The 16,881-nt window shown below is 71.1% G+C and carries 9 protein-coding genes; 2 read left to right on the top strand and 7 right to left on the bottom strand.

Annotated features, from left to right (window positions below; genetic code table 11):
* Window positions 1-14: 14 nt before the first annotated feature.
* The 5 genes from ACZ4EG_RS24645 to ACZ4EG_RS24625 all read right to left on the bottom strand — a co-directional run bounded on the left by ACZ4EG_RS24645 (window position 15) and on the right by ACZ4EG_RS24625 (window position 9,779).
* Window positions 15-5,027, bottom strand: a complete 5,013-nt coding sequence (locus tag ACZ4EG_RS24645; RefSeq protein WP_467792107.1) for an SAV_2336 N-terminal domain-related protein — start codon at window positions 5,025-5,027, stop codon at window positions 15-17.
* The gene (locus ACZ4EG_RS24640) at window positions 5,017-6,045 is read right to left on the bottom strand and encodes an AAA family ATPase (protein WP_453548732.1); all 1,029 of its coding nucleotides are present in this window, start codon (window positions 6,043-6,045) and stop codon (window positions 5,017-5,019) included. The genes ACZ4EG_RS24645 and ACZ4EG_RS24640 overlap by 11 nt, the downstream gene beginning before the upstream one ends.
* 34 nt (window positions 6,046-6,079) lie before the next feature.
* Window positions 6,080-7,783: a VMAP-C domain-containing protein gene (locus ACZ4EG_RS24635; RefSeq protein WP_467792106.1), complete on the bottom strand. Its 1,704-nt coding sequence runs from the start codon at window positions 7,781-7,783 to the stop codon at window positions 6,080-6,082.
* A gap of 567 nt (window positions 7,784-8,350) precedes the next feature.
* On the bottom strand, window positions 8,351-9,412 hold the full coding sequence (locus ACZ4EG_RS24630) for a polyprenyl synthetase family protein (RefSeq protein WP_467792105.1): 1,062 nt from the start codon (window positions 9,410-9,412) through the stop codon (window positions 8,351-8,353).
* 136 nt (window positions 9,413-9,548) lie between these two features.
* A complete protein-coding gene (locus tag ACZ4EG_RS24625; protein ID WP_263215444.1) occupies window positions 9,549-9,779 on the bottom strand; it encodes a response regulator transcription factor in 231 nt (76 codons plus the stop codon).
* A gap of 390 nt (window positions 9,780-10,169) precedes the next feature.
* Here ACZ4EG_RS24625 and ACZ4EG_RS24620 point away from each other — a divergent pair, with 390 nt between their 5' ends.
* Window positions 10,170-12,500, top strand: a complete 2,331-nt coding sequence (locus tag ACZ4EG_RS24620) for a SpoIIE family protein phosphatase (protein WP_467792104.1) — start codon at window positions 10,170-10,172, stop codon at window positions 12,498-12,500.
* 7 nt (window positions 12,501-12,507) lie between these two features.
* On the opposite strand, the gene ACZ4EG_RS24615 is transcribed toward ACZ4EG_RS24620, so the two are convergent.
* Window positions 12,508-13,503 (bottom strand): serine/threonine-protein kinase, encoded by a 996-nt coding sequence (locus ACZ4EG_RS24615; protein WP_467792103.1) that lies wholly within the window; start codon window positions 13,501-13,503, stop codon window positions 12,508-12,510.
* Window positions 13,504-13,738: 235 nt separating this feature from the next.
* On the opposite strand from ACZ4EG_RS24615, the gene ACZ4EG_RS24610 reads away from it, so the two are divergent.
* Window positions 13,739-14,068 carry a hypothetical protein gene (locus tag ACZ4EG_RS24610; protein WP_453548746.1) on the top strand — a complete coding sequence of 110 codons (330 nt, stop codon included), beginning with the start codon at window positions 13,739-13,741 and terminating at the stop codon, window positions 14,066-14,068.
* A gap of 92 nt (window positions 14,069-14,160) precedes the next feature.
* Here the strand turns inward: ACZ4EG_RS24610 and ACZ4EG_RS24605 are convergent, their stop codons facing one another.
* Complete coding sequence (locus ACZ4EG_RS24605) at window positions 14,161-16,836, bottom strand: SpoIIE family protein phosphatase (RefSeq protein ID WP_467792146.1); 2,676 nt, start codon at window positions 16,834-16,836, stop codon at window positions 14,161-14,163.
* Window positions 16,837-16,881: the final 45 nt, after the last annotated feature.

The following is a 16,881-nucleotide window of genomic DNA, read 5'->3' as shown; positions in this document are numbered from 1 at the left end:
GTCGCGTCCGCGGCTCACGGTGCCTCCAGGAGATCGCCCGCCCCCGGCAACGGCCGGGTCGGGTCGTCGTACATCAGCATCAGTCCGTCGGACCAGCGGACGTCCGGATCGCCTGCCGCCGTGCGAGCGCGCACATCGAGGAGCGCTTGGGGCAGCTCGGCGACCCCGCGGGTGGAAGCCAACGTCTGGTGGATGCCCCGGTGGTACTCCCCGCAGCCCGCGCCGGCGGCCCTGCGGTGCCGGCGCCACAGCACGATGGGGAAGCCCGCAAGGAGGAGGCGGCTGAGCGCATCCGTTTCCTCGTCGTAGACATGGCTCCTGCCGCACAGGACGGGGATCGTGGTCGGGGGAAGGGCTCGCAACGACTCCACCCCGCTCAGGGGCATCCCGATGCCGTCCGCACAGTCCAGCAATTCCGGGGCGGGTACAAAGGTGTGCAGGGCGCGCCAGCGTGCGAGACGCTCCTCCGCGAGTTCGGAGTCCTCGTCGGGCAGGAGGTCTGCCCAACGAGTGACGATCGGGCGCGTGGCTCCCAGGGAACGGTCATCACTGGGCACCAGGCGCCAGGCATCGACAGGCAGGTCCAGGAGCCGCGCCGGGGCGGCGAGCTCCAGTGTCGCGGGGTGGCCGGGCTCGTCGAAGCGGCGAAACGCCTCTGCGAGCGGGGCCACCAGAGTGGGAGCAAGTGCTTCCAGCGAAGTGCGGAAGCCTTCCGCGAGAGGCAGTACTTCATCCCGCGTTGTGTCGAGCAGAGCGATCCGCCAGTCGACGCGGCCGGGTTCGAAGCCCCGCTCCGTGAGTTCCAGCAGGATCCTGCCCGGGGGACGGGCCTCGGAACGGGTCGGCTGCTGTGGTCCGGAGCCCGTCCGGTAGTCCGGCCCCGGCCGTGACGCCTCTGTGGACCGCGCCGACCGGAGCCGTTCGAGCCGCTGTTGGGCGAGGCGTTGGCGGTAGGCCGTGCCGAGGGGCTGCGCGGCTTGCATCACCCACGCCCAGAGCGCTTCCTCGGCGCCGGAAGTCCGCGGCCCGCCCCCGGCCCGGTCCGTCGACATGGCCTGCATCGCGAATTCGAGCACGGGCTCTCGTCTCCTCGTGCTCTCGTACAGGACACCGAGGCCGTCCCGCCAGCCGCGCGGCGCGGGCAAAGGAGTGGGCGTACGGCGCTCCTGCACGGAGGCCAGAATGTCGACCAGGCTGCGGGTGCTGACCGGTGGCGGAAGGTCGGCGAGCAGACCGAGCAACTCGGTGCGCTCGTACGGAGTCAGCATCCGGCCGGGTCGTGCGCCGAGTTGGTCCTGTAGCTCGGCCCAGGTGGGGCGGGTGATGTCCGGTTGGCGCTGGCGGTCGCGGTGGTATCGGTCGTGGGCGTGGAACACCGCTTGATAGAGGTCGGCGTGCTCGCTGTTCACCGCGGACACCGGCAGGGCGCGCAGCTCGGAGATCCCCACGCAGGTTCCGCCGCGCACGTGATCCGGTCGTGTCGTCAGCACGCCGACGACCTCGCCGCGGACGGGGTCGATCACGGGTCCGCCGGAGAGGCCGTGGGGGAGGTCGTCGTGAGCCAAGTGCATCCGGGCGGCACCGGACCGGCCGGCGATGCTGCCCTGCACGGCGAGCGAGCCGTCCTGGCGACGCACTTGGCCGTCCGTCTCGGCCCAGCCCGCGTAGAGCATCCAGTCGCCGGGGCGCAACACCGTGGGGCGTTCGGAGAGATAGGCGCACTCGTGCTGGACGGGCTCTCTCAGCCGTACGAGTGCCAGTTCCGGGAGTATCGCCGCCACGCTGCCGGGGACGGCGGACGTGCTCCGGTCCGGTGCGCTTTCGTAGACCACCGTCACGTCGTTCCCGAGCGCTCGGGAAGCCACGTGAGCGCTGGTCACCACCCAGTTGGGGGCGGCGAAGAAGCCGCTGGCGATGAATGTGGCGGGCTCGTCCGAGTCGTCCCCGGAGGCCGGGCGATGAACACGAACCGTCGCCGCCTCGACGAGTTCGCGCAGTGAAGTGAGGGCATCGTCGTCGGAGCCACGCGATGCGCTCGACGTACTGAGCAGTTCTCGGTACAGCACTTCGAGCGCGGCATCGATCGGGTCGCCGTCCCGCTCCCGGAGCTCCGCGTACGACTCGTACGACGCGATGGCCTCGGCAATGCGTCCCTGGCCCCTGAGCGCCAGCATGTGCAGGCGGCGGAGGTGCACTTGGTCGGGATGGTCTCGAACGAGGACCTCCAGATCGGTCGTCGCGCTGGCCAAGTGACCCAGCTCCAGGTCCAGTTCGGCACCAGCCGCGCGCAGTGACAGGCGCAGGGCGGCCACGCGGGCGCGGGTGGCTTCGGCGGCCGGACCGGGAATGCCGTCGAGGGGAGGGCCGTACCAGAGATCGAGGGCCCGGCGGATTTCGGCGCGGCGGCTACCGGCGTCCTGCTCGCCGGATGCGCCACTGAGCAGGTCCTCACAGTGGAGTACGTCGACGAACGCACCCGGCACATGCAGCGCGTAGCCGTCCGGGAGGGCGGCGACGGTGCCCGGGCCCAGGCGTCTCAGTACCTCGGTGGCCAGCAGGTCGATACGGCGGACGGCCTCGGGGCCCGTGGGCGGCTGTTCCCACATGCCCTGGGCCAGCTCCTGGTAGGTGACGCGCCGCCCGTGCCGGAGCACCAGCATGCACAGCATGGCCTGCGCCTCGGAGATCGGCACTGTGATGACCGGCTCGTCGGGGAGGGTGATCCGCAGTGGGCCGAGCATCCCGAAGCTCCAGGAGTCGGGGTCCTGCGCCATGGCCAGTCGCGAGGCCGCCGCCTGGGCGGTCAGCCGGCCGTTGCCGATCTCGGCCAGCAGCTCCCTGTACTCCGTGGGTGCTGTCACGAACGGCACCAAGTCCCGTAGCAGTGCGTTGAGTTCGCGGAAGTCCGACGTGGTGTCCTTGCCCAGGGACTCATCGCCCAGGGCGAACCGGCTGATCACGACGGTGCCGTCAGGGCGTAGCAGCAGGCCGGCCGTACCCATGGGCCCGTGCACCAGACCACGCTCGTGCAGGGCGTGCAACCCGGAGCCCACCTGGGAAGCGAGACGAGCGAACAGCCCGAAGGCCACCCCCGGACCGCTGCCCCGCTGCAGCTCCGCCAGCGTCACCCCGTCGACGAACTCGGTGACCAGATAGGGGACTTCGCCCTCCACCCCATGGCTCAGGACCCGCACCACATGTGGATCGTCGATCGCGGCCAGCGCTTGTGCCTCGCGCAGGAACCGGTCCTGAGGCGTAGTTTGCTCCCGATACAGGTGCAGGGCGACGAGCTGGTCCGTGGCCACGTCCACGGCCGTCCACATCCGCTGCCCCGGCCCCCGCCGCTCCACCGGCCGGTACCGTCCACCGATCAGCCCCTGCTCCGTGCCTTCGCGCGCCTGGTCCTCTCCTCCGCCCAGACGCTGTACGGTCTCCTCGCTCACCGTCGCGAAGGGCACGTCCGCGTCCCCGTCGTTTCCCGTGTGCGCACGGAATTCCCCGGCCGCGAACCCCGCGCGCTCGTCGATCAACCCGCCGACCCTGGCCAGGAATTCGCGTGCCCGTTCCCGGGCCGTACGCGGCAGTGTGCGCATCAGCAGATCGCGGATTCCGGGACGGAAGTCGTACGAGCCCGGCGGGCCGGGCACGGCGGTCAGCATGCCGCTGAGGATGACCTCGGCCAGGTGCTGGGGGCGCGGGTCGCGCAGCAGGGTGTGCTGCACGAGGCGCATCACGGGCACCGAGGGGACGGCCAGTGCGAGGTGGCCTGCGAGCCGGAAGGCTTCCGGGGTGGCGGTGGCGCGGAAGTGGCGGAACAGGTCGTCGGGCGGCAACGACGCGATGTCCGGGGCGGGTTCGGTGTCAGGGGTGGGTGCGGGCGGCAGCCAGGCTGCCGCGCCGGGCGTCCGGCCGCCGCCCGGGTCGGCGATCAGGCCGGCCCAGTGCGCGAGCCACTTGGGGCCCGGTTCCAGGACGGGGAGGAGGACGGCGCCGTCGCGCGGAGGCGGGGCGTCCGCGTCGTACGGCGCGAAGGCGAGTGCCGCGGTTGCGGCGGCTGTCGCCGGCGCCGTGAGCAGGCCGGGCTCGGCGGGCAGGGTCGTGGTCGGCCACAGGCGTTCGGGCAGCGGCTGCACGACGGCCAGGGGCATGCGGAGCGCCCAGCGGCGCAGGGTGTCGTACCAGCGTCGGCCCGCCGGGCCCGGCCGCCATTGCGGGCCCATGCAGTCGCTGACGACGAGCGTGACGGTGCGGCCGTCGGCGAGGTCGGGGACGTGCCGGGCCCGGCCGTCGGGGGTGGCTGGATGCAGGGTGACCGTACGGAAGAAGCCCGACTGGGCCAGGGCGGTGTGCAGTTCGCGCACCAGGGGGCGCCAGACGGGCATCGTGGGGCCCGTGTCGTGCACCAGGCTCAGCCGTAGCCAGCGGTCGGGGGCCGGGCGCAGGACGGGAAGCCATGCGTCGGGATGCGCCCCGAGCCGGGCGATGCGGTCGGCCGTTGCGCGCTCGTCCAGGACGCGGGCATGTGGGGACGGCACCCTGCGCTTGAGGGGACGCAGGGCCCGCTGGAGCGCCAGTGGTCGCTTCAGCATCGGGGGTGCGGGGGCCAGCAGCGAGGGGCCGTCGGCGGCACGCTCGGGCTGGACCGAGGGGGGTGCGGGCATGTGCAGGGGGACTCGGCCGTCCGGAGGTGCGGCGGGTGAGGGGTCCGGCTGTGGCGCGCGGGGCGTCGGTGGTGCGACGTCGGTGGCACCCTGCTCCGTCGGGACCTCGGTCTCCGTGTCCCTCACGGGGCCGACGGGTGGCGCCGTGGCAGGTGCCGTCGCCGGTGCCACCGCTGGTGCCTCGACGGGGCCCAACTGCTGTGCCAACCACAGCAGTTCTGCCAGCTCCCGAGGCGTCGGTCCGTCGCCGGGCACCGATGCGTGGGCTGCCTCCGTCGCTTCCGCGGCGGCTGCCAGCACGGCGGCGAGCCGGGGGACGAGCGATGCGTCTCCCGGCACAGCGGCGCCCCCGGAGTCAGAAGCCATCGCCGTCCGTGGCCACACTGAGATACGGCATCAGCTGCGCGGCGAGATCCTCGCGGGACTCGGTGTCCAGGCCGGCGACTCCGGTGAGGTAGATGGCGTTCAACAGTTGGTCGGTGGCGAGCTCCCCGCTGCCGGCGCGGGTCAGGAACGCCCGGATGAGGGACTCCGCCCGGTCGTCCGGGTCGCCGAGATGGGCGCGGACGATCTCGGTGAGCTGCTCGCGGCCGGGGCGGAGCAGCTTCAGCCGGACGCAGCGACGCAGGAAGGCGGGCGGGAACTCGCGTTCACCGTTGCTGGTCAGCACGACGAAGGGAAAGGCGCGACAGCGGACAAGGCCGCGGCTGATCGTGACCGGGCGGTCCGTGCCGTCCGCCAGGACCTCGGCCGTGTCGCCGTCGCCGGCGTAGCGCGCGGAACGGACCAGCTCCGGGATCTCGTACTGGCCCTCCTCCAGGACGTTCAGCAGGTCGTTGGGCAGGTCGAGGTCACTCTTGTCGATCTCGTCGATGAGCAGCGCGCGGGGGCGGTCGTGGGGGAGCAGCGCGGTGCCGAGGGGGCCCAGACGCAGGTGGTTCTCGATGCCGCCCGCGCCATGGGGCGGTGCGTCGGGGCCTGCGCCGGGACGGGCGGCGTAGAGCCGGGACAGCGGGTCGTACTGGTAGAGGCCGTCGGCGAGCGTGCTGCGGCTGGTGATGTTCCAGCGCAGGACCGGGCCGAGACGCAGTTCGCGCGCCACCGCGTACACCAGCGAGGACTTGCCGGTGCCGGGCGGTCCGGTGACCAGCAGCGGGCGGCGCAGACAGAGCGCCGCATTGACGAGCTGGACGCTCTGCGCGGTGGCGACGTAGGTGCGGGCGCGGTGCACCCGGTCGGGTGAGACGGCCGCTCCGTCGTCGTTGTCGCGGGGCGGCGGCAGCGTCGGGCCGCCGTCGAACGCCCGCCAGGGTGGCGGGGCCGGCAACTGCTCGATGCCGTTGTGCGGCTCGCTGTTGCCGGTGTAGACGGACCAGTGCGGCATGGGCGGTCTCCGGTTCGGTTCTCCGGGGCTGGGTTCAGGCGACGGGTGAGCGGGAGTGGGCGGCGGTGGCGTGCGGGTCGGTGAAACGGCGTGGGTCGTCCCACAGCAGCTGGATGCCCTCGGCCCAGTGTCCGGCCGGGTCGTCCGTGGTGTAGGCGGCACGGCGCAGTTCGCGGATGTGGAGCGGGAGTTCGGCGGGCGGCACGTCGGCGACCCGGTCGTCGAGCCGGTCCAGGAACGCCGTTCCGGCGCAGTTGCCCGTGCACGCGTCCCCTTCTCCGGTCTCCCCGGTGCCGCAGCCGTTGCGCGACCAGGCGATGACCGGGGCCGGTGCGGTGACCGACTTGTTGAAGTGACTGCGGGTGCGGGTCGTCTGGGGAGTCGTGGCGAAGCCCGCGAGGCATGCGTCCGCCTGCCAGAGCCTGTTCAGGAGTTGCTTGGGGCCGACGGATCCCCCGCACTCGACGCGCTCCATCCGGCAGCCGGTGGCGGAGTCGAGCCGGTTCCACGCCTTGGTGAGGTCGTTCCGGGCCGTCGGTTTGCGGCGCGCGTGGTCGGTGACGACGAGCGGATGGACGCAGCCGAGAGGACGCTCGTCGTCGGGGTCCCTCTCCCAGGTGTCGACGGGCCAGTGGAGCCAGTCGCGGGGCAGGGAAAATGTGATCAACTCATCCGCCCCGGGCGTGAGATGAAGGATGGCTGCCTCGATGCGGTCCTGGACGTATGCACTCAGCCGGGAACGGGGCACGGTGTCCGAGGCGACCGGGTGCCGGCGGCCTTCGCTGAATGCCGAGACCTCGACGCGCACTTGGCCCTCGCCCTCGCCACTGGGCCCCAACTCGACCAGAATGGGCGACCAGTCGGGCCCTGACTCCTGCGGATCACCGGCACCGAGCAGGGCCTCCAGCCGGTCGGCGAACCGGGTCACGGTGTCCTTGGCCTCACGTCCGTCGAGTTCACACAGGACGAACAGCGCCGCCGACCGGAGCGAGTCGAACCCGTCCTGCGGTGCCGGAGGGTCGTAGTCGCCCGCGGCGGCGTTGTAGAGCCGTACCGGATCGCACTCCAGGCCCGCGCGGACCGCCTTCTCGACAAGCTCGCGCAGCCGCGCCCGGTCGGCGGCCGCACGCGGCGACTCCGGGACCAGACTGCGCAGGTCGCGCCAGTAGCGCTGCAGGACCCGGGTGGGCAGCATCCGGCCGACCAGAACGCCCGGGGCGGTCGTGATGGCCGAGACCATGCCGACCACCGTGCCGTCGGCGAGTGCCACTGCCGCGCCGCTGAACCCCGCCGCCAGCGGCTGGCCGTGCGCCGTGAACGCCTCCAACTGGACCCACTCGTCGAGGATCAGCGGGCCGGGCACGGCACGGTAGGAGGCGAGCACACCCTCGTCGGACCCCTCCGGGAAGCCGTACGCGACCAGTTCGGGTGAGGGACTTCCGCGCTCGGCCCCGGAAGGCGCGAAGGCGGCCGGGGCGAGTGACACCGGGCGGTCCAGTTCGAGGACGGCGATGTCCCCGGCATCGGTGACGCCGCCGGACCAGCCGCCGTGCACGACGACGCGCGCCGGAACGGGAGGGGAGGCGGGGAGCTGCGGGAAGGACACGGCCACCGCCGACTCGGCACTGCCGTGCACGACATGAGCACAGGTCAGAACCTTGTCGGGGGTCACCAGGAAGCCCGCACCGACGACCTGACCCGCGCACTCGATCCTGGCGTGCCACTCGGAGGTCTGCATGACCGGACTGTTCTCGAAATCCACCACGCCTTCCATGGCACGCCCCCGTCGTCACACTGCCGCGTGTATGCCCATTGTTACGGGCGGTACTTGGGGTTGTCCCGATGTTCACAGGGTCGGTTCGACCAACAACGGCCGATGGTCCGAGATCGCCGTCCGAGGCGTGCGCGCTCCACGCCGGCCGCGCAACGCGGGCGCGTCCAGCGGTGAAGCCGTACGCCATCGCGCCACCAACTCGGCGGCATTGAGCACCGCCGACGGAATCGCGCCACTCGCGCACGGGAAGTCTGGACAGCAGCGCGATGCCGTGCGAGGGGATCCGGTGCCCGGCATTTCCATGTTCGTGTCCGGGACCGGGACCGTACACCCGTAGCCCGGGCCCAGCCGGGTCCGAGGACCCAGCCCCCGGCAACGCGAGAACGTCGGCGTCGAGCGAGGTGACGGCTTCGGAGAGGGGATCCCCGGCCGCCTCGATGTGTGCGCACTGCGCGTGACCGTCCTGCTGGAGCCGTCGGCCGTGCAGCACGTGGAACGTCGCGCACCGCACCATCCGGGCGGTGGCCGTCGTCATGTACGGGTCTCGCTTGCGGCGGCCTCGATGCCTTTGATGCCTTCGATGCCGGAGCGGGTCCGGGCCGTGCCGTCGACGGCGAATGCGGAGAGGCGGTCACGGGCGGTGGTGTCGGGCAGAGCGTCGAGGTGGGCGAGGGCCAGGCGGATGTGCTTCTGCGCCAGCTCTCCCGCGGCGTGCAGGCCACCGGTCGTGGCGACCAGTTCCCGGATCCGTTTCCCGGTCCGCTCGTCCGGCGCGGTGGTGAAGGCACGGGCGAGCTGTTCGCGTTGTGCCGGGCCGGCGTGGTCACGGGCGAGCAGAACGGGGAGGGTGGGCCGCTGGTTGCGCAGGTCGCTGTCGGACGGCTTGCCCGGCAGACCGCCGGTGTACGGGAGCAGGTCGTCACGGATCTGGTAGGCGATGCCGAGCGCCTCGCCGTAGCCGGTCAGCGCCGCGGCCTCGCCCTCACCGGCGCCCGCGAGGGCGGCACCGATGCGGCAGGCCGCCGAGAAGAGTACCGCCGTCTTCAGCCGCGCCATCTCCAGATACTCCTCGACCTGGATGCCGAGATCCCCGGTCTGTACGAGCTCCCGGGCCGCGCCCTCGCACGCCTCGCGTCCGGCGCGGGCCTGGACCCGCATCGCCGCGACGATGCGGGAGGCCGGTACGCCACGGTCGGCGCATTCGGCGAGGGCGTCGAACCAGGCGAAGAACAGTGAGTTACCGGCCACCACCGCGGTCCCGGGGCCGAACCGCGCGTGGACGGCGGCGCGGCCCCGGCGTACGGTGTCGCGGTCGATGAGGTCGTCGTGGACGAGACTCCCCGCATGGGCGCACTCCAGCCCCGCCGCCGCGGGCACCACCTGCTCCAGCACCCCGCCGACGGCCAGGGCGCTGTACACCAGCAGCAGGGGCCGCAGCAGCTTGCCCGGCGGGTCGAGCGCGGCCGCGCACGCTTCGGTGAGCACCGGGACTCCGGCGCCGCACGGGCGGACGCAGCGGGCGATCTCGCCCCGGAGTACCGCCTCCGGCCCGGACCGTGCAGGTGGGGGCGGGGCAGGCGGCGCGTCAGCCACGGGCTTCTCCTTAGCGCGAGACAGAGCCATCGGCTACGTGTGATCTTCGTAGCGGTCCGGAAGGCGGCTGTCCCGGGTGACCCCGCGTCAACTCACCCGTACGAGGGTCGAAGTCATACAGTTGCCCGCCGCGCTGTCACAGGCCCAGGGAGATGGCCAGCCGGGTGAGTTCCGCGGTGCTGTTGATGTTCAGCTTGGCGCGGATGCGGCGGAGATAGGCGTCGACCGTGTGCTTGGACAGTCCCATGTGGCGAGCCGTCTGCAGGTAGGTGTGACCCGCGGCGATGTGCTGCAGGGTCTCTCGCTCACGCGGGGCCAGCGCGGGCACGGTGTCTTCGTCGTGCTGCGTAGTAGCGGTGAGGCTCATGAGGTTTCCTCTGCCAGATCGGCTCGGTCATCGCTGCTCACGTCGACGGAAGCAGGACACATGCCCGAAAACTGCAATTTGTCCGTTTCCAAATACTTTGATCGGTCGACGTCATCACGGTGTCCGTCGACTGTCACAGGCGTGTCACAGGGCCCCTGGAGGCGGCGGCCAGGGGTTCGTACCGACGCCCGAGGCCACCCGGCGGCGGACTGGTGCTCCGTGGCCGTCGGGATCATGCTGGTTAGAGGGCCTCGGCCGGGCAGGTTCGTCGAAGGATGAGCGGCGATGGAGCGACTTCCCACCCCTCCCAGGAAGCAGGCGCAGGCTCACGCACACGCTGTGCCTCCTCGGGCCTACTCCGCTACGGCCACCGTCGATGAACAGGGCATCGTGACGGGATGGAGCGACGGTGCCAGGCTGCTGCTGGGATACCGGCCCGCGGAGGTCGTGGGACACGAGGCCGTACGTCTGCTCGCCGACGTTCCGGGCGAGGCCGTCGGCCGGGCGTGGCGGGAAGCAGCCGCACGTCGGCGGTGGGGCGGCGCCGTCGTACTGCGCCACCAGGACGGCTACCGGGTGGAGCGCCACGTACTGGCGCACCGTCGCCCCGTACCGGGGGGCACGGGCGCGGAGTGGCTGATCGTGTCCGCGGTGACCAGCCCGTCGCATCCCGACAGTGACAGAGCACTGGGGGAGTGGGCCTTCGACCGCTCTCCCTGCCTTCTCGCGGTCTTCGACCAGGATCTGCGACTGGTGCGGGCCAGTGCCGGAATGGAGCGCGCGCTGTCCCTGACCGAGGACACGATGCGCGGGCTGCGCCTGCCCGACATCGTGCCGCACCCGGCCAGTCACGAGGCCGAGACGAGCATGCGACGGATCCTCGACGGCGGTGAGCCGCAGGACCTCCCCCTCTGCCTGGACCCCGTCGACCCGCAGCACACCTGGCAGGGCGGTCTCGCGCCGCTGGTCGACTCCGCCGGCCAGGTACGGGCCGTATCTCTGACGGCACACTCCCATCCGCCCGATCAGCTCATCCAGCAGCGGATGCGGCTGCTGAGCGACGCGGGACGGCGCATCGGTACCAGCCCCGACACGCATCGCACCGCGCAGGAGCTCGCCGACGTCGCGGTCCCGCAACTCGCCGACACCTGCACCGTCGACCTGCTGGACACCCCCCGGCACGGCCAGCCGCCCCCCTCCTGGTCTGCTGTGGGCCTCACTCTCGGCCGCGTCGCGGTGCAGGCTGTGACCGAGCAGTACCCCGCGCCCCGGCCCATGGACCGACCGCGGCGCTGCGCGGCCGGGTCGCCGCTCGCCCGGTGCCTGGCCGAGGGCCGGGCCGCGGTGCACTCGGGCAGCGAGGACGCCGTCGTCCACTGGACTCAGGACGACCCGCAGGCCGCGTGGATCCGCGACAGCCGCACACACTCGCTCATGGTGGTGCCGATCCGGGCCGGCGACACCTCGTTCGGTGTGGCCCTGTTCGGGCGGCATCAGCGCCCGGACCCCTTCGACGCGGACGATCTGTGGCTGGCCGAGCAACTGGCCGCGAAGGCGGCCACCAGCATCCACAGCGCCAGCCGCCCCGAGCGGCAGCACACCTCCACCATGGCCCTCCAGCGCAGCTTGCTTCCGCAGTCGCTGCCAGAGCAGGGGGCCATGGACATCGCCACCCGCTACCTGCCCTCCGTCAGCCAGGCCGGCGTGGGCGGCGACTGGTTCGATGTGATCCCGCTGTCCGGCACCCGGGTCGCCCTCGTCGTGGGCGACGTCGTCGGCCATGGGATCCGCGCCTCCGCCACGATGGGCCGGGTCCGCACCGCGGTCCGCACGCTGGCCGACGTCGACCTGCCGCCCGACGAGCTGCTCAGCCACATCGACGACCTCGTCATCCATCTGTCCGCCGAGGAGGCAGGCACCGACAACGCCTCCGAAACCGCCGGTGGCGTCGGTACCACCTGTCTGTACGCCGTCTACGACCCCGTCTCCCGCCACTGCACCCTCGCCCGGGCCGGCCACCCCCCGCCCGCCGTGGTCACGCCCGGCGGCGCCGTCCGCTTCCTCGACGTTCCCGCGGGTCCCCCGCTGGGCCTGGGCGGTCTGCCCTTCGAAGCCATCGAGACCGAACTCCCCGAGGGCAGCCTGATCGCCCTCTACACGAACGGCCTGCTCGAACCCCGCGACCACGACATCGACGACTCCCTGGACACCATGTTCGCCGCCCTCGCCCGCCCCGCCCAGAGCCTCGACGCGGTGTGCGACAGGGTCCTCACCTCGATGCTCACCCACCGTCCCGACGACGACATCGCCCTGCTCATCGCCCGTACGAAGGCCCTGGACGCCGACCGGGTCGCCACCTGGGACCTACCCTTCGACCCTGCCACGGTCGCCGACGCGCGTCAGCTCGCCACCGACCGGCTCACCGCCTGGCACCTGGACGAGGCCGCGTTCATCACCGAGCTCGTGGTGAGCGAACTGGTCACCAACGCGATCCGCTACGGCCGACCCCCCATCCGGCTCCGCCTCATCCACGACAACCACACCCTGACCTGCGAAGTGTTCGACTCCAGCAACACCGCGCCCCATATGCGGCGGGCCCGCACCTTCGACGAGGGGGGACGCGGCCTCCTGCTGGTCGGGCAGCTCTCGCAACGCTGGGGGGCTCGCCCCACCTCGGTGGGCAAGACCGTCTGGGCCGAGCAGTTCCTCAGCGAGGCCTGAAACACGCTCAAGGACCAGGCGACCAAGAACTGGGCGACGCGTCGAAGACCGGTTGTGCCCAGGCCGGCGGGCCGGGGATCGGATCGGAATGCCGCACGGCCGTGACCGTCCGGCGACCGCCGCGAGTGGGTGCGGGCGAGTTTGTACGGGAACCGCCGGTGGCAGCCCGCAATGCGCCCACGAACTCCAGACACGATTCGTAACGGTCCTCGGGAACCTTGGCGAGCGCCTTCGCGATCACACCGTCCAGCTCCGGCGGCAGCTCCGACCGCATCGCACTCAGGGGAGGCGGACTGTCGTACTGATGGGACCAGAGCAGCGCAATGTCATCCTCCTGACGGAAAGGAGGCCTGCCCGCGAGTATCTCGTAGACGACACAGGCAAGGCTGTAAAGGTCGCATCGGCCGTCCACCGGGCGACCCGAAATCTGCTCCGGCGCCACATAGTCCAGCGTTCCGACGAATTCCCCCACCGTCGTGAATCCCGACAGCGACAAGCACTTCTTCGTCAGTCCGAAATCCGTGAGATAGACATGCTCGGGATGCTCGCTGTCCGTGCCCTGTGCCACCAGGACATTGCCCGGTTTGACGTCCCGGTGCACCAGATCGTGCTCATGGGCCGCATCGAGCGCCGACGCGACCTGACCCGCGATGCGCAGTGCGGCGTCGACGCTCAGCACGCCCTCCCGGTCGATCAAGGCCCGTAGATCGCACCCCGACACATAACGCATGGCGATGTACAGCACGCCGTCCTTCTCGCCGGCCTCGAAAATCGGCACGATATGAGGGTGGTCGATCGCGGCAGCCACCCGCGACTCGTGCACAAAGCGCTTGCGGAACGTGTCATTGCGGGCCATTTCCGGAGTGAGCAGCTTCAACGCCACCGTCCGATCGAGGCGCAGATCCCTCGCGCAGTACACCACCGCCATTCCCCCATGCCCGATCTCGCGCAGCACCTCATATCCGGCAATCTGCGTCCCCACCAGATCGAACGTCTCGCGCATTACTCGTCACCTGCCCCTACCGCCCGTTCACGCCAAAACCCTATGTCCGGCATCATGCGCACGCAGGACGGCAGGGTCATGTTCCGACAGCTCGGGACTTGACGCAGGCGCAATCCCAAACGGCTCCGCCGACGTACTGAAAGTAGGGCCGCAACCACAGCCCCTTGCGGCTGCGGCCATCCCTCTCGTGACGCTGAGAGTCGCGCGAGACGATGGAAGGAAGAGTGCATCCGTCATGCGAGCACACCGCGCGAGGCGTCTCGTCGCGGCGTCCGCGGTCAGCATTCTGATGGCCGGCGGCGCTTCGATCGGCGCAGCAGGCACGGCCGCGGCGGCAGCCCCCGCCGTGCACCCCCAGGTGACCACCAACATGTGCGTCGGCCGCAGCGACTTCCGCTGCTTCGACCACGGCGGGTTCGGCTTCGACCACAGCCGGTTCTGCTTCGACCACCCCGGGTTCTGCTTCGGCAACCGCTTCGACCGCTTTGATCGCTTCGACCACTTCGATCACCGCTTCGATCACCGCTTCTTCGACAACGGATCCTTCGTGATCCTCGTGCTGTAGCGGTGGTCGCCGCGGATATGAGGGGGCGCACCTGTCGCGGGCGCGCCCCCTTTCGCATGCGCCGGCTCACTGGCGGGGCCTGCCTGGCGAGGTCACAGGGTGGGATCGCCGAACTGTTCGAGGAGAACGTCGACCGGTGTGTAGGCGGCGGTGGCGGAAGCGCCGTCGTGGAGGACTTGTTCCGCCCAGATGACCTTGCCGCCACGGTTGTACCGCGTGCCCCACCGCTGCGCGAACTGTGCCACGAGGAACAGCCCCCGGCCGCCCTCGTCCGTGGTCGCCGCCCGCCGCAGCCGGGGCGAGGTGCTGCTGCCGTCCGACACCTCGGAGGTCAGACAGCGCCCGTTCAGCAGCCGCAGCTTGACCGGTGGCGATCCGTACCGGATGGCGTTCGTGGTCAGCTCGCTGAGAATCAGTTCCGTGGTGAAGGCGACCTCCTCCAGCCCCCACTCCCGCAGCTTCTCCCTGCACTCGGCCCGGATGGACGGCACCACCGCCGGGTTCGACGGTACGTCCCACTCGGCCACGCGCGAGGGCGGGAACAGCCGGGTCCGCGCCGTCAGCAGCGCGATGTCGTCGCCGGGGTGCTTGGGCTTCAGGGCATCCATCACCATGCCGCAGGTCTCCTCCGCGGTGCGGCCCCCGGCCCCGCCCAACACCCGGCGCAGCCTCTCCAGACCCACATCGATGTCGCGGGTACGGTCCTCCACCAAACCGTCGGTGTAGAGCACCAGTTGAGAACCCTCGGTGAGGTGCAGCTCGGCGGTTTCGAAGGGGTAGCCACCCAGACCCAGCGGTGCCGAGGCCGGCACGCCGGGAGAGGTGACGGTTCCGTCCGGGCCCACCACCACCGGTTCGGGGTGCCCCGCGCGGGCCATCGTGCACACCCCCGAAACGGGGTCGTAGACCGCGTACAGGATCGTCGCTCCCGTCACCCCCTCACCCTCGTGGCCTTCGGCGAGTTCGTCGGTGTCCTCCTCCTCGTCCATGCGTACGACAAGGTCGTCCAGGTACCCGAGCACCTCGTCGACCGGCAGGTCCAGCGTGGAGAAGTTGTGCACCGCGGTGCGCAGCCGGCCCATCGTCGCCGCCGCGTGCAGCCCGTGCCCGACGACATCGCCCATCACCAGTGCCACCCGGGCGCCCGGCAGCGGGATGACGTCGAACCAGTCCCCGCCCACTCCGGCTTCCGCCGGCACATACCGCCAGGCCACCTCCAGCGCGTCCTGTTGCGGCTGTCCCCGGGGCAGGAGACTGCGCTGCAGTGTCACCGCCGTCGCGTGCTCACGGGCGAACCTACGGGCGTTGTCGATCGCCACCGCGGCGCGCGCGCCCAACTCCTCCGCGACGGACAGATCGTCCTGCTCGTACGCCGGGGAATCCGCCGTCCGATAGAAGTTCACCACGCCGAGCGGCACGCCCCTGGCCTGCAGCGGCACGGTCACCAGGGAATGCAGCCCGCGCTCCAGGGCCTTCTCGGTGCGCTCCGGATCCTGCTGCTGCCAAGCGTGGGCGTGCCGCAGGTCCGCCTCCAGCACACCCCGCCCCTCCTGCAGCGTCCGCATCTGCGGGGTGTCCGGCGAGAAGGTGATCACTTCGCCGAGCGGATACACCGGCATCCTCGACTGTTCACCGCTCAGCGCCGCACGGTGGAGATGCCGCCATCCCTCCGCCGTCGGTTCCAGCCCGCGCAGCACCGCATCCAGCAGATCCACGGTGACGAGATCGGCGAACCGCGGCACCGCGACATCACCCAGCTCCCGGGCCGTACGCCGGACATCCAGCGTCGTCCCGATCCGCATACCCGCCTCGTACAGCAGCGTCAGCCGCTCCCGCGCCACCTCGGCCCGCCCGGAGACCGCGACCAGCTCCGTGGTGTCCCTCAGGGTCACCACGTTGCTCCGCCGGTCCATGTCCCGGAGCGTGGACCGCTTGCTCACCGCGAGCAACCGGTCGTCCGCGAGATGCACCTCGTCGGTCACCATCTCCGGCGATGTGAGCACCTGCGTGAGCTGCTCCGGAAGGCCCAGCTCCCGTACCGGGTGCCCCAGCGCGTCGGACCGCAGGCCAAGGAGCCGCTGCGCCTCGTCATTGGCCAGCATCAGCCGTCCGTCGGCGTCGACGATCAGTACTCCTTCCCGCACCGAGTGCAGGACCGCGTCGTGGTGCTCGTACATCCGCGCCAGTTCCGCGGGCGCCAGACCGTGCGTCTGACGCCGCAGGCGCCGGGAGATCAGCGTGGTGCCGGTCGTCGCAAGCGCCAGCGCGAAGGCGCCGGAGACGAGGATGATCGGCAGTTGTGGCAGCCAGCGTTGCGTCACGTTCGTGACGGTGATTCCGGCCGAGACCAGCCCGACGACCTTTCCGTGCGAGTCGGTCACCGGGACCACGGCCTGCACGGCTGTTCCCCTGCCCGCGGGCAGGGGCGGACCGCCGGCCTGCTCTATGACGGTGCGGCCTTCGAGTGCCGGCTTGATGGTGCCGACGAACTTCTTCCCGATCTCCTTGGGGTAGGGATACGTATAACGAATTCCGTCGGTGCTCATGGCGACGACGAAATCGACGCCCGTCCTCTTGCGTGCTGCCTCGGCTCGCGGCTGCAGTACCGCGCTCGGATCCGGGCTGAGCAGTGCTTCGTCCACGCCGGGGGCGTTCGCGAACGCCTGTGCCGCGACGACCGACTCGCGACGTCCCTGCCGCATGGCGTCCCGATCCGCCTGGATCACCAGAGCCACCACCGCCGCCACGACGAGCAGCACCACGATCATGATCTGGAGGAGGAACCCCTGTCCGGCCGCGCTGCCTGGGTTCAG

The organism is Streptomyces sp. NPDC025638, assembly GCF_055558775.1.
Note: the sequence above shows the minus strand (reverse complement) of the source record. Positions and strands in the feature narration are given on the sequence as shown.

Bases quoted from the DNA above. Each gene is read 5' to 3' on its own strand.
- ACZ4EG_RS24645 (WP_467792107.1), bottom strand. From the start codon at position 5,027: ATGGCTTCTGACTCCGGGGGCGCCGCTGTGCCGGGAGACGCATCGCTC.
- ACZ4EG_RS24640 (WP_453548732.1), bottom strand. From the start codon at position 6,045: ATGCCGCACTGGTCCGTCTACACCGGCAACAGCGAGCCGCACAACGGC.
- ACZ4EG_RS24635 (WP_467792106.1), bottom strand. From the start codon at position 7,783: ATGCAGACCTCCGAGTGGCACGCCAGGATCGAGTGCGCGGGTCAGGTC.
- ACZ4EG_RS24625 (WP_263215444.1), bottom strand. From the start codon at position 9,779: ATGAGCCTCACCGCTACTACGCAGCACGACGAAGACACCGTGCCCGCG.
- ACZ4EG_RS24615 (WP_467792103.1), bottom strand. From the start codon at position 13,503: ATGCGCGAGACGTTCGATCTGGTGGGGACGCAGATTGCCGGATATGAG.
- ACZ4EG_RS24610 (WP_453548746.1), top strand. From the start codon at position 13,739: ATGCGAGCACACCGCGCGAGGCGTCTCGTCGCGGCGTCCGCGGTCAGC.
- ACZ4EG_RS24605 (WP_467792146.1), bottom strand. From the start codon at position 16,836: ATGATCGTGGTGCTGCTCGTCGTGGCGGCGGTGGTGGCTCTGGTGATC.